The following is a 13685-nucleotide window of genomic DNA, read 5'->3' as shown; positions in this document are numbered from 1 at the left end:
CACAAGAACTTTAAAGAAAATTGGTTTCCCGATACGCTTAATCCCATATCCACGGACTAGTTAAAATTACCCTAAATTTATCAAAAGTTGGGATGGGGAAGGAAACATAATATTCACAAAATTTCACATCTTTCTTTGATATTGTTCTTAAATTATTTTTTTAATATTTATATTAATCGGAAAAATACTTTGATAGGAAAGGAGTTTTTATAATGATTCTAAAAAAATTGGTATTTTTGCTTATTACGAGTTTGGTGGTTATTGGTTCTGCGGGCTGTGCCTCAAAGGAGACGAATGGCTCCAAAGGGGGGAGTAACAATAAAACCGTAGTGTTTGCAACTGCTCCGGACGGTGGTGCTTTTAGTGCTAAAGATAATGGAAAATTAACAGGGTTTGATGTTGAAATTGTGGAAGCGCTTGCGAAAAAGGAACATTTAAAGGTTGAGTGGAAAGAGATGAAGTTTAGCGGTATTATTCCTGCGCTTCAATCTAAACAAATTGATGGTGCTGCTGCTGCAATTACGATCCGGGATGACCGCAAAGCAGTCACGGATTTTACGGATCCTTATTTTAAATCCGGACTGGTGCTTGTTGTAAAAAAGGACAGCCCCATCAAGGGATTACAGGATTTGAAAGGTAAAACCATTGTTGCGAAGCAAGGGACATCTGGTCTTGAAAAGGCAAATCAATTGGCTAAAGAGTATGGAGCAAAAGTGAAAATTTTGGAGGATGAACCGACCCTTTATATGGATGTAGAAACAGGTGGGTCTGATGCCCTCATCAATGATTTCCCATTTGTATTAGAGAAAATTAATTCGGGTACTGCCGGGAACTTGAAGATTATCGGCGATAAATTAACCGGTGAAGACTATGGAATCGCTATCACCAAAGGCAATGATGAACTACTTAAGGGATTCAATAAGAGCTTGAAAGAAATGAAAAAAGACGGTGAATATCAAACCATTTATGATAAATATTTTGGTAAAAAGTAAAAACAACTTCCTGACCCCATTTTACTAGAAAAGGAACTATAAAAATGGAAACTTTAAAATTAATTGAGGAATCGATGCCAATCCTTCTGCGTGGAGCTCTGGAAACCATCGAACTAGCTTTTTTATCCCTATTGTTAGCGACCATCCTTGGTCTTATATTTGGAATCATGCGTGTATCACGAATAAAATACTTGCAAGTTTTGGCTAAAGTTTATGTCAGTATTATAAGAGGTACTCCTCTTTATGTGCAAATCATTTTCTTCTATTTTGGCTTGTTCCCGATTCTCTTTGGTCGGGCAACAAGTCCCATCACGGCTGGGGTTTTTGTGCTCAGTCTTCATGCGGGTGCCTATCTGGTTGAAATATTCCGTGCCGGAATTGAATCGATTGACAGAGGACAATCAGAGGCTGGGAGGGCTCTTGGTTTTACGCATGGACAAACAATGAGTTATATCATTTTGCCACAAGCGGTCAAACGGATGATCCCTACTTTTGTCAATCAGTTTATCATAAGTATTAAAGATACCTCACTTCTAGCTACTATTGGTATAGCAGAGCTTACGTATTCGGCTCAAACAATCTATGCAGTTAATTTCAAGGCATTTGAATTTTTAGCTGTTGTCGGAGTAATGTATTGGATTGTCATCAATTTGCTTACCTGGTTTTCACATTGGCTGGAAGGGCGGTTGTCTACAGGATGATTAAAGTGAACCGTTTATCGAAATCGTTTGGAAGTTTAGAAGTTCTTAAAAGTATTAATATCGAGATTAACAAACAAGAGGTTGTCTGCATTATTGGGCCTTCTGGTTCTGGGAAATCTACTTTTTTACGTTGTTTAAATAGGCTAGAAGAACCGACTGCAGGGGAAATATGGATTGACAGTAAAAACATCATGGATAAGCAAACAGACATAAACAAGATTCGGCAAAACGTCGGGATGGTATTTCAGCACTTTAACTTATTCCCCCATAAAACAGCACTTGAAAATATTACGATGGCCCTTTTAAAAATAAAAAAATATAGCAAAGGGAAAGCAGAAGAACATGGAATGAAACTGCTGGGAAAAGTAGGCTTATCCGAAAAAGCCCACCAATATCCCCGCAGTCTTTCCGGAGGACAGCAGCAAAGAGTCGCCATCGCAAGATCCTTGGCTATGGAACCCAAGGTCATACTTTTCGATGAACCCACATCCGCTCTCGATCCGGAAATGGTGGGAGAGGTTTTACAAGTCATGAAGGATTTAGCCAGGGAAGGAATGACAATGATTATCGTAACACATGAAATGGGTTTTGCCAGGGAAGTTGCAGACCGTATTTTATTTATGGATCACGGGACCATTTTGGAAGAAGGCAGGCCCGATGAATTGTTTTTGCACGCAAAACAAAAAAGAACACAAGAGTTTTTGAAGATGGTTTTGTAAATAGCTTCTCTACTCATTCCCTCTGAATTCTGAGAATTCAGAGGATTTTTTACATCATTTTCTTGTATAATAAAAAATCATGTAGTACGAAGGAGCGGTAAACATGCCTTATACGATTAATTTAGTTGAGGATAATGAGGATTTAAACTCAATTTTGAAGAAATATTTAGAAAATGAAGGCTATCTCGTAGAAGGATTTCTTGATGGACAATCCGCCCAGCACAAACTCCTTTCTACTCCTGACTTATGGATCCTAGATATTATGCTGCCAGATACGAATGGTTATACGCTGTTTAAAGAGATTAAAAATGTACATCCGCATATTCCAATCATATTCATTTCTGCCAAAAATCAAGAGATTGATCGGGTGGTAGGCCTTGAGCTGGGATGTGACGACTATATTTCAAAACCGTTTCTCCCTAGAGAATTGGTCATTAAAACAAATAAATTAATCGAACTAACTTACGGTGCGAAGCACACGTATCATAAGATCATTAAAATTAATAACTACATCATAAACCGTGAAAATCATACGATTTCCAATGATGATGTTTCTTTATCATTATCTAGTAAGGAATTTGAATTATTGTTGTTTTTTATAGACAATTCAAATCAGATTTTTACAAGAGAACAAATTCTTAATCGACTCTGGGACAAGAATTATTTCGGCTCAGACCGTGTCGTTGATGACACCATACGCCGCTTACGGAAAAAAGCACCGAATCTTCCCATTGAAACCGTTTACGGTTATGGATATCGGTTGGTGAAATAATGAAAGATAAACCCTTTGGATTGCAAATTTGGGTAATAATGACAGCCTTTCTTGTCACTATTACCATCATCATCACTCTTGTGCTCGTTAACTATTTATCTATTGATTTGGTGAAAAATTTAATTCGATTTCTTATTATTTTATCAATCCTAAATATTTGCATTGCTAAAGTCATCTCGAATAAAATCACGGAGCCTTTACGTTATTTAGAAAAAAGGGTAAAGAAAATCGCAAACAAAGAATGGGGTGAACCGATCCATTTAGATCGGGGAGATGAATTTGGTAGATTAGCATCATCCATTAATATGATGCAAGAATCGCTAAAAAAAATGGAAATGGAAGAAGAAATCTTTTTACAGAGTGTTTCGCATGATCTTAAAACACCAATCATGGTTATTAGAAGCTATGCACAGGCTTTGCAGGATAAAGTTTATCTCCATAATTCATTTGAAGATACGGTTTCCGTAATCATAAAAGAAGCTGCAAATCTAGAAAATAAAGTGGAAAAACTATTGTACCTAAATAGTCTTGACTATATTTTGCCAAGAAAAAACGACTTCAAACAAATCAACCTCAGTTCTACATTAAAAGATATTATCCTGAGGTTCTCGCTTAATCAAAATCGTATAAAGTTCAGTACTACATTACGGGATGTAGAGATTTTTGGGGATGAAGAGGAATTGATCGTTGCTTTTGAAAACATCCTTGAAAACAATGTTCGATATGCTTCATCAACCATTTGGCTATCAACAAACATCGTTAAACATAAAGATAAGGAATTTGTAGAAATCTCATTTCAAAATGATGGTCCTCCAATTGAGAGTGAAACTTTGAAGCAATTATTTAATCATTTTCACAAAGGGAAAAATGGTAAATTTGGCCTTGGATTATTCATTACGAAGAAAATTATTCAGTTTCATAACGGAGATGTACATGTTGAAAATGCAGGTTCGGTGGTCGTTTTTAATGTACTTCTCCCCATATAAATAAAGGGGTTCCCAAAATAATGGTGAGCCTCTTTTTCTTACAAGCCAAAAAAAGAGGCCCTTTTCTATTGAAATTAGGGCCTCTTCCGTTATTTACACGATCAAATTTTCTTTCTGTTTGTTGGGTTTTTCATGATCTTTAATGTGGTTTACAAACATTTCAAAGACTTTTAACTGCTCCAAATGTACTTCAAACATCATCTCGGGATGCCACTGTACAGCAGCGATAAAAGGATAATCTTTATGAACGATTCCTTCAATCATACCGTCTTCAGATATCGCCGCAATTTCAAGTCCATCGCCAAGAACGTCAACCACTTGGTGATGGATACTGTTTACCTCCAGTTGATCCTTTCCGAAACAACGATAAAAAATGGAATCTTTGGGGAAGCTCACCTTGTGTGCAATGCTTGATTTTGGTGACGTATAGCCTGATCCCGAATGGTTGATGTCTGTTTGGCAGTACAGATCCATATCTTGGATTAACGTTCCTCCAAAATAGACGTTAAGGAGTTGAAGCCCACGGCAAATTCCCAAAATCGGCAGCTGCTTGCGTATGGCTTTGTCAATCAACTTCATTTCGAATTGATCCCTGATCAGAACAATTCTTCCAAGCCCTTTTTTAAATGGTTGTCCAAAGAAGTGCGGACTCAAGTCACTTCCCCCCGTGAGCAAAAGACCGTCTACAGTATCTAGGATCGAATCGATATACTCCTCATCATCGATAACAGGAATGGCAATCGGAATACCACCTGATTTTTGGATACTAAGAGGATCATCAAGGGCTGACATGAAATGATCTTGAGGGACATCAAACTTTATTTGCTTATCTTCCGTACTGACATAATAAGTTGTAAATCCAATGAGAGGTTTCATTGTTTTATTCCTCCTTCATCACCCAATCTTTTACCGGCTATTGTAGGTGAAAAATTCGGGAGAAAAATCAAAGAAATATGTGAAATTAACCGTAATTTAAATGATTGTCACATGGGTTCCCTTTTCTTTTCGTAAAAAAGATCCTCTTCATCGGTTTTCCCAATTTTCAAATATCTCATTTTGTAGTCTGACAATAACTTTTTAAACTTATTACTCAAAATTAACAGTGCAAAGATATTTATAATGGTAGGAATGGCAACGGTTATTTCTGTCATGAACCAAACATATTTATCAGGCAAATGAAAGGTTGTTACATAAACGACAAAAAGGAATTCGGGAAACGCGTAAAAAACTTTTAGGTATTTTAATATAGTATTTTTTAAATTAGGTTTCTTTTTCAATAAATTTCTTATGATAATTTCGCTATAAGAATACCAACCAGTTGATGTAGTGAGAGCGAAGAAAAAAAGTATAATGGTAATGATGTATTTACCTGAAATCCCAAGTATGGATTCAAAGGACTGCAAGGCTAAATCTATCCCTGAGCCTACAGAAGTCCATTTCCCAGATAAAAGGATTACAAATGCAGTAATACTGCAAATGACGATGGTTGTTAAAAAGACTTCTACTCCTCCCCATAGTCCCTGTTTAACGGGATGATTTACCTTTGCTGTAGAGTGGATCATTGGCGAAGTCCCCCAACCAAATTCGCTGCTGTAAACAGCTTGAGAAACACCCGCTGTAATGGCGTGAGATATGGTTGCTCCCGCAAATCCGCCTAGAGCTGAAGTCCCTAAAAAGGCATTTTTTACAATATATTCGAACAAAGGTATAATTTGATCAATATTAATGGATAGAATGATGAGTCCTAAAACGATATAAGATAGTGTCATAATAGGGACGATTATTTTTGATATCTTACCTAAAAAGGTAATGCCATACCTGGTCATGAAAAATACCAATATTGCATAGGTCAATGAAACAGCGAATATGTTTTGCTTAAACGTTATACTAATCGCGTTGGAAGCAATATAGTTCTGGATGGAAATGAAGATCGTTGATATAAGGCATATCCCAAATAAAACTGCGGGAAAAGCCCACCACTTGAAGTTCATCTCTTCACCGATTCCTTTTTCAATATACTGGATGGGCCCTCCATACACATTCCCTTCCTCATCCGAATCTCGATAATAAATTGCTAGCGTAATTTCCGCTGTCTTAATGATCATCCCAACAAACGCTGCGATCCACATCCAAAAAACAGCTCCTGGGCCGCCGATGGCTATAGCTGTGGCGACCCCTCCTATGCTTCCAATTCCAACCGTACTTCCAATGGCTATATTCGCAGCTTCGAAGGAAAAAAGTGATCCTTTCGAGTCTTTATCCTTTTTAACCATTATGCTTTCTAAGATTTTACGGAAAAGGTGTCTAGGATATCTTATCTGAAAAAATCTGTTTTCAATTGTAAAGTAAAATCCTGTTAAGAGAATGGCAAAAATTAAGGGTGCATCCCATAAAACCTGCATGATCGATTCTATTATTTTCTCTTGCAAGAGTGCCTCTCCTTTCTACTTATTCTGCTCTAACCAAGGAAAATTGGAAAAATAATCACTAAATGTTGGTTTAAGTTATTATTATTATCACATATGACTTAAATTTAGAAAAAGGGTTTTTTAAGAGCTGGTATAAGATTGTTTATAACTTGTCAATTTGTAAGAAACAGAAGTTTTTCTGAGTATTTCCATATTAGACGGTGGCGAAGTAAAGCGTTAACAAACCTTGGTTAGTAGTTTTTTATACTCATATCGTCGCCGGGAGTGCAGCGTTTGTTCTCTTTTCGAGGGACCACAGACCGTCCCCTTGCTTCCTCTATAAGACTCAACTATAATAAATCCGAAGATAATTTTCGAATTATTTCGTTAATTATTCTCTTATTGAGGGAGGTTTCTTCTATGATTGAGTCTGTAAGAAAGGCTTGTCAAATTATTAGTTGTTTTTCCAATGAGGAGCCTGCCCAAGGGATTGGCATGATTGCTGACAAACTGGGGATCAATGTTAGTACCACCCATCACATTGTCACCACATTATGTAATGAAGGTGTACTTATGAAGGATAGTAGTAAAAAATATCGGCTAGGCTGGAGAGTGCTAGAATGGAATAATCACGTGATGTTTCAGCAGGATGTTTACGAAAAGGCGATGCCCTTAGTGAAGGAATTGATTCAAAAATTCAGAGGAACCGTCCATATTGCGATGTTTGATAAAGGGACTGTAGTATTTGTATTAAGGGTGTCTTCTGAGGAATCAACACCGATTCAAACGTATGTCGGATCAAGGAAACCAGCCTATGCTACCAGCTCGGGAAAAGTGCTGCTGGCTTATAATTTAGCTTATTTGCAAGAGACAATCGATAGAGGATTGTCATATGAGGCTCCTAATACGATTACCGATATAAATCGATTGAAAGAAGAGTTAGCGGAGATTCGCAAAAATGGCTATTCGATCAGCAATCATGAAAATTCTGATGGAATGTACGGGATTGCGGCACCGATTTTTTCCTATTCAGGTGAAATTATCGCAGCGGTAAATATAGTCGGATATCCATCCTATATGCAAAGCGGTAATCGTGACATGATGATTCGAAGTGTAAAGAGCACAGCCCAATCTATTTCAAAGGAATTAGGTTATATTGAGATTTAATCAATCTTAATTAAAGATAAAGCGAAAGTTTCAATCTTACAAATGAGTCCTTTTACTGGTCTGAAAAGGAATTGTCCTTACAGTCCGTTAAAAGGGCTTTTTATTTTAGCTGGATTTTAAAATCAAAATAAAAATAATTTTTAAAAAATTAAACCAATTTCACATTATGAAAAAACTCGATTTCACCAAAAGCGGCTTTTTACTATATTGGTAGTACAAATCAAGTAAGCCCCTAGAGTTATAGCTATCCAAAATAAATGAAAAATTGGAGGAAATGTAAAAATGACAAAATCTACTATGACAAATTTGAAAGCGTTTAACCTATTGAAATGGATTGGGGAAAATAAGGATCAGCTTAAGCCGCCGGTAAACAATAAGGTGCTTTGGGAAGACTCCGAATTTATTTGTATGATTCTTGGCGGACCGAACAAACGCCGCGATTTCCATGTTGATCCTTCAGATGAGTTCTTTTATCAGATCAAAGGCGATTGCTTTGTAGAAGTCATTAACAATGGAAAACGTGAAGTGGTAACAGTGAAAGAAGGGGAAGTTTTCATGCTGCCTGCGAATGTTCCGCATTCCCCACACCGTGTTGCGGATACCTATGGCCTAGTTATCGAACGGAAGCGTGATCTAGGAGAACTGGAGGATTTTGTTTGGTTCTGTGACAGCTGTGACAATGAAATGCACCGGAAGACCGTGCAATTATCAGATATTGAAACGCAGGTGAAAGGAGCAATTGAAGAATTCAATGACAGCCTTGATCTTCGTACATGTGAAAAATGCGGGCACATCATGTCTGAGGAAGTAGGGTTATGGAAATGCGAGTAGATTTTCATACACACATCATTCCAGAACATATTCCCAACTTCGCAGAAAAATTTGGCGGCGAACGCTGGCCGACCCTCGAGAAAACATGTTCCTGCGGGGCAAATATTATGGTGGCCGGAAAGGTGTTCCGCGAAGTAACGGATCAGGTATGGGATCCTGAAAAGAGAATCAAGGATATGGATGAAGAAGGTGTCGATATCCAGGTATTGTCACCGATTCCGGTTACATTCTCTTACTGGGCCGACCCGAAGGCTGCAGAAGAAATGTCAAAAATCCAGAATGATTTTATCGCGGAAACTGTAAAACAGTATCCTGACCGTTTTGTCGGTTTGGGTACGGTTCCAATGCAGGATGTGGAAGCTTCTATTCGCGAAATGGATCGATGCATTCATGAGCTTGGCTTAAAGGGAATCGAAATTGGGACAAATGTGAATGGGAAAAACTTAGATGATCCAGACTTTACGAAGTTCTTCGAAATGGCGGAAAAATGGGAAGTTCCGTTGTTTGTACACCCATGGGAAACATTAGGCAGAGAGCGGATGCCGCGCCATAATTTCATGTACACCGTCGGCATGCCGAGTGAAACAGCTCTTGCTGCTGCTAGTTTAATCTGCGGCGGTGTGATTGAGAAGTATCCTAGACTAAAAGTTTGTTTCGCCCATGGAGGCGGGTCATTCCCTTATATCTTACCGCGCCTTGATCAAGGATGGAAGGTATGGCCGCATTTAAGAGTCATAAGCAAGCCGCCAAGCCACTATGCGAAAAACTTTTATTTTGATTCGTTGAATTATGATCCATTGAACATTAAATATTTGGCCGACCGTTTTGGCCATGAAAAAATTGTCATGGGATCTGATTATCCGTTTTTATTAAGGGAGATCCCGCCTGGAGAAGTTGTTGATCAAACTGTGGAGCTTACAGAAGAGCAAAAACAGGATATTTTAGGCAGAAATGCACTTGCCTTTCTAAATATTGAAATAAAGGAAGAGGTTAAAGCATGAGTACACCAGAAGAAAAGCTGGCAGAATTAGGGTTGGAATTGCCGCCATTACGACCTGCACATGGGGATTATGTGGGTTGTGTCAGAACGGGGAATCTGCTGTTTACCGCAGGGCAAGGTGTGGATCAATACCACGGCAAACTGGGAAGAGATTTAACAATAGAAGAAGGCTATTTAGCTGCACAACAATCGATGCTGAACCTTTTAAGTGTTGTGAAAAACGAAATTGGTGAATTAAGCAAGGTAAAGCAGTTCGTTAAAGTACTCGGGATGGTCAATAGTACGGAAGAGTTTACAGACCAGCCGAAAGTCATGAACGGTGCATCAGATCTGATCATGAAGGTTTTTGGAGAAAAAGGGAAGCATGGGCGCTCAGCGGTGGGAATGGCCCAATTGCCGAATAATACAGCAATAGAAATTGAAATGATTCTTGAGATTCAGGAGTAGGGGGAATAGATGTGGCAAAGGGGTTAGTTGTTGAGAATACCATCATTCAAGATGCGAAACTGTTTATCAATGGAGAGTATCGGGATGCTCTCTCGGGGGAAACGTTTGATTCCCTTAACCCAGCGACAAATCAGAAGCATGCTTCCGTCGCAAATGGCGGGCAAGAGGATGCAAAGCTTGCCATCGAGACAGCCCATCGTACATTTGCAAGCGGCGTTTGGAGTAATATGCCTGTAGAAGAAAGATCAAAGATCCTCTGCAGGATGGCAGATTTAATCATGGAAAATGTCGATCGGCTGGCAATGATCGAAACATTGGACGTAGGGAAACCGATTAAGGAAAGCCGCGGGTTTGATATTCCTCGCGCCGCTCAGAACTTCCGCTTCTTCGCTGAAATGGCGAAATACATGGTACACGAGCATTTTGATATGAGTGGCCATATGTCATATGTTCAGTATGCGCCTGCAGGAGTCACTAGCTTAATCATCCCGTGGAACCTGCCGTTTATGCAAATGACTTGGAAAGCATCTGCCGCTTTGGCGGCGGGAAACACTGTTGTGGTTAAACCGGCTTCTTATACACCATTAAGTGCAGTTTTACTTGGTGAGATTGCGAATGAAGCTGGATTACCGCCTGGTGTCCTGAATATCATTACTGGTCCAGGGGGATCAGTTGGTAATGTGATGGCGTCCCATCCATTCGTTCGGAGAATTTCTTTTGTCGGTGAGTCGAATACAGGGAAAACCGTCATGCGTAATGCAGCTGAAAACCTAATTCCTGTTTCACTTGAACTTGGAGGCAAATCGGCAAATATTGTCTTTGAAGATGCTGATTTAGACGAAGCAGTTGCCGGTTCGATGGAAGCAATTTTCCGTAACCAAGGAGAAATTTGTTTAGCCGGCTCCCGAATCCTTGTTCAAGAAAGTGTTTACGATCAGTTCTTAGATAAGTTCGTTGCAGCAGTTAAGAAAATAAAAGTTGGGGATCCAACTGATGAGTCGACAGATATGGGAGCGCTCGTGTCTGAGGGTCATTTACAATCAGTTGATGAATACGTGCAAATTGGGTTATCTGAGGGTGCAAAACTTGCAACCGGCGGTAAGAGAGTCTCGAATCTTTTGGAAGGAAACTTCTATGAACCGACTGTTCTTTATGATGTGAATAATAAAATGCGGGTTGCGCAGGAAGAAATCTTTGGTCCTGTCCCAGTGATCATTCCATTTAAGACAGAAGAAGAAGCAATCCAAATTGCCAATGATTCCATCTACGGTTTGGCCGGGGTTGTTTGGACAAATGATTTAAGGCGCGCTCATCGCGTGACATCTCAAGTCTTCTCCGGATTATTATGGGTGAATTGCTGGTATGTCCGTGACTTGCGCACACCATTTGGCGGTGCAAAAGCGAGCGGCATCGGCCGAGAAGGCGGCCGTCACAGTTTCGACTTCTATACGGAAGCGAAAACAATCACAATGAAAAAATAAAGAAGATAAACGAAAGGTGGCACCTTGTTCGCCTTTTGTTCATTGCTTCTTAAGGAGGTTTTTCGAGTGGCAGTACGAACGATTGATTTTGCCCATGAACTGTTAAAAGCGGAGGAAACAAGGGTAGCGGTCCCTGCCTTGACTGAACGCGATGAGCATTTAACGGTGGAGGATGCCTATCAGATTCAGCTGGAGGCCGTAAATGTAAAGCTTGCACAAGGGAAAAAGATTATTGGGAAAAAGGTAGGATTAACAAGTACGGCGATGCAAAAAATGCTGAATGTGAATGAACCGGATTACGGTCATTTGCTGGATGATATGCGTGTGGAGAATGGGGAAGCCGTAAAGGTTGATTCGTTGATTTCGCCAAAGATTGAAGCCGAGATCGGTTTTGTGCTGGCGGAGGATTTAGTAGGACCCAATATTACTTTTTTAGACGTGATCATGGCGACAAAATATGTTGTCCCGACGATTGAAATCATTGACAGCCGTGTGAAGGATTGGAAGATTAAATTAATCGATACAGTAGCAGATAATGGCTCATCCGCAAAAGTTGTGGTGGGTGACAAATTCACCGAACTTGATGGTGTGGACCTGCGTGCAGCCGGCATGTCGCTATTTAAGAATGAGGAGCTTGTGGCAACAGGCGCGGGTGCGGCCGCACTTGGACATCCGGCACATGCGATTGCCTGGCTTGCCAACAAATTACATGAATTCGGAATTTCCTTGAAAAAAGATGAAATCATTTTGCCAGGAGCTTTATCCGGAGCTGTACCAGTTGAAGCTGGAGACACCATTAAGGCCGATTTTGGTGGGCTGGGATCCGTAATGGTTCATTTTGAATAATGGGGTTAAACGGGGTTCTTTGTTTGAAAATGCAGGCTGCTGCAGACTAAAGAGATGAGCCATAGGCAGGGGCCGAATGGGTGAAAATAAATAAAGTGAGGGCATAAATTATGACTCTACTAGTGGATAAACATAAAGAAATTATTGAGTATTTATATACTGCAGAGCGTGATGCACGGGAAGTTATTAAAGTGACAGACGACTATCCTGAGTTGACGGTAAAGGAAGCATATGAACTGCAAGATGGCTTGCTTGTCCGCAGACTAGCGGAAACCGGAAAGAAAACAGTTGGTCTGAAGTTAGGCTTAACAAGTAAAGCCAAACAAGTCATGATGGGTGTGAATGAAGCAATTTACGGTTACCTGCATCATGATATGCTCGGCTTTGAGTGGGAGGGGATTTCCTATTCGGGTCTGATCCATCCAAAGGTAGAACCGGAAATTGCCTTTATGCTAGATAAGGATTTACAAGGTGAAAACATAACGGAGGAAGACGTGTTAGCGGCAACCAAATATGTGGCACCTGCTCTTGAAGTGATTGACAGCCGGTATAAGGATTTTCGCTTTACATTAGTTGATGTCATTGCGGACAATTGTTCTTCGGCTAAATTTGTAGTCGGAAGTAAATGGGTAGCGCCTGGGGCGATTGATTTAGGAAACATCGGCATGGTGATGTCCAAAAACGGTGAAGTGGCGCAAACAGGTTCGAGCGCTGCGGTATTAGGGCATCCGGCAACAGCCATCGCCTGGGCGGTAAATGAACTAGGGGCCCGCGGGAGAGGACTTAAAAAAGGAGATATCATCCTCAGCGGAGCCATGTCGGAAGCCATCGCATTTAAACCAGGAGACTCAGTCATTGCCAATTTCGAAGGTTTAGGCAGTGTTTCAATGTATTGCAAGTAATGAAGCATGGGGACTGTTCTTTTTAAGGAAGCAGAAAGAACCGTCCCTTTGCTTTATGATTCCGGAGTTGTTTCTATAAGGGTGATTACATGTTTAGGGTAACGAATGCAGCAAAAACAGAACTGCAAAATAGATTGAATTCTTCTGATAAAAACTCATTGATGATCCGCTTACAGATGCGGAAAAGTTGTTTCTTGAAAGTAAAATTAACGCTGGAAGATTTGATTCAGCCTAATGATACAGAAGTGATTTTGGATGGTCTGCATTTTATCATTGATCAAGGTGAATGCCATTATTTTAATCATAAAACATTAGATTTTTTACCAGACACAACTGGTTATAAACAATTTGAGGTATTAAATTAGTTCGGATTTATTTTTTTATCTGTTTAGGCTATAAAGTTATCAATCTCTAGAAGATTTTTTATATAGGA

Annotated in this window: 15 protein-coding genes; 13 read left to right on the top strand and 2 right to left on the bottom strand. The window is 39.7% G+C overall.

The window, feature by feature from the left end; genetic code table 11:
* Positions 1-212: 212 nt before the first annotated feature.
* The 5 genes from BIV60_RS19915 to BIV60_RS19895 all read left to right on the top strand — a co-directional run bounded on the left by BIV60_RS19915 (position 213) and on the right by BIV60_RS19895 (position 4170).
* Positions 213-992, top strand: a complete 780-nt coding sequence (locus BIV60_RS19915) for a transporter substrate-binding domain-containing protein (protein WP_071357459.1) — start codon at positions 213-215, stop codon at positions 990-992.
* Between the two features lie 44 nt (positions 993-1036).
* Positions 1037-1693: an amino acid ABC transporter permease gene (locus BIV60_RS19910; protein WP_071357458.1), complete on the top strand. Its 657-nt coding sequence runs from the start codon at positions 1037-1039 to the stop codon at positions 1691-1693.
* Positions 1690-2412, top strand: coding sequence for an amino acid ABC transporter ATP-binding protein (locus BIV60_RS19905; RefSeq protein ID WP_071357457.1), 723 nt, complete (start codon positions 1690-1692; stop codon positions 2410-2412). Before BIV60_RS19910 ends, BIV60_RS19905 begins: the two co-directional genes overlap by 4 nt.
* Before the next feature lie 103 nt (positions 2413-2515).
* Positions 2516-3184: a response regulator transcription factor gene (locus tag BIV60_RS19900; protein ID WP_071357456.1), complete on the top strand. Its 669-nt coding sequence runs from the start codon at positions 2516-2518 to the stop codon at positions 3182-3184.
* Positions 3184-4170: a sensor histidine kinase gene (locus BIV60_RS19895; RefSeq protein WP_071357455.1), complete on the top strand. Its 987-nt coding sequence runs from the start codon at positions 3184-3186 to the stop codon at positions 4168-4170. Before BIV60_RS19900 ends, BIV60_RS19895 begins: the two co-directional genes overlap by 1 nt.
* 93 nt (positions 4171-4263) lie before the next feature.
* Here the strand turns inward: BIV60_RS19895 and BIV60_RS19890 are convergent, their stop codons facing one another.
* Both BIV60_RS19890 and BIV60_RS19885 read right to left on the bottom strand, forming a co-directional pair.
* Positions 4264-5046 (bottom strand): gamma-glutamyl-gamma-aminobutyrate hydrolase family protein, encoded by a 783-nt coding sequence (locus BIV60_RS19890; RefSeq protein WP_071357454.1) that lies wholly within the window; start codon positions 5044-5046, stop codon positions 4264-4266.
* A 107-nt stretch (positions 5047-5153) separates the two neighbouring features.
* The gene (locus BIV60_RS19885; RefSeq protein ID WP_256218475.1) at positions 5154-6599 is read right to left on the bottom strand and encodes an alanine/glycine:cation symporter family protein; all 1446 of its coding nucleotides are present in this window, start codon (positions 6597-6599) and stop codon (positions 5154-5156) included.
* Positions 6600-6998: 399 nt separating this feature from the next.
* Here BIV60_RS19885 and BIV60_RS19880 point away from each other — a divergent pair, with 399 nt between their 5' ends.
* From BIV60_RS19880 to BIV60_RS19845, 8 genes are all read left to right on the top strand, one after another.
* Entirely contained in the window at positions 6999-7745 is a 747-nt protein-coding gene (locus BIV60_RS19880) for an IclR family transcriptional regulator (protein WP_071357453.1), read from the top strand.
* A 282-nt stretch (positions 7746-8027) separates the two neighbouring features.
* Complete coding sequence (locus tag BIV60_RS19875) at positions 8028-8576, top strand: 3-hydroxyanthranilate 3,4-dioxygenase (protein ID WP_071357452.1); 549 nt, start codon at positions 8028-8030, stop codon at positions 8574-8576.
* Positions 8561-9577: an amidohydrolase family protein gene (locus tag BIV60_RS19870; protein ID WP_071357451.1), complete on the top strand. Its 1017-nt coding sequence runs from the start codon at positions 8561-8563 to the stop codon at positions 9575-9577. The genes BIV60_RS19875 and BIV60_RS19870 overlap by 16 nt, the downstream gene beginning before the upstream one ends.
* Positions 9574-10023, top strand: coding sequence for a RidA family protein (locus BIV60_RS19865; RefSeq protein ID WP_071357450.1), 450 nt, complete (start codon positions 9574-9576; stop codon positions 10021-10023). Before BIV60_RS19870 ends, BIV60_RS19865 begins: the two co-directional genes overlap by 4 nt.
* 11 nt (positions 10024-10034) lie before the next feature.
* Complete coding sequence (locus BIV60_RS19860) at positions 10035-11504, top strand: aldehyde dehydrogenase (RefSeq protein WP_071357449.1); 1470 nt, start codon at positions 10035-10037, stop codon at positions 11502-11504.
* 66 nt (positions 11505-11570) lie between these two features.
* Positions 11571-12350: a 2-keto-4-pentenoate hydratase gene (locus BIV60_RS19855; protein WP_071357448.1), complete on the top strand. Its 780-nt coding sequence runs from the start codon at positions 11571-11573 to the stop codon at positions 12348-12350.
* Between the two features lie 110 nt (positions 12351-12460).
* Positions 12461-13252, top strand: a complete 792-nt coding sequence (locus tag BIV60_RS19850) for a 2-keto-4-pentenoate hydratase (RefSeq protein WP_071357447.1) — start codon at positions 12461-12463, stop codon at positions 13250-13252.
* An 89-nt stretch (positions 13253-13341) separates the two neighbouring features.
* Complete coding sequence (locus tag BIV60_RS19845) at positions 13342-13617, top strand: iron-sulfur cluster biosynthesis (RefSeq protein WP_071357446.1); 276 nt, start codon at positions 13342-13344, stop codon at positions 13615-13617.
* Positions 13618-13685 lie beyond the last annotated feature (68 nt).

Source organism: Bacillus sp. MUM 116, from assembly GCF_001866655.1.
Taxonomy (GTDB): Bacteria; Bacillota; Bacilli; order Bacillales; family Cytobacillaceae; genus Neobacillus.
Note: the sequence above shows the minus strand (reverse complement) of the source record. Positions and strands in the feature narration are given on the sequence as shown.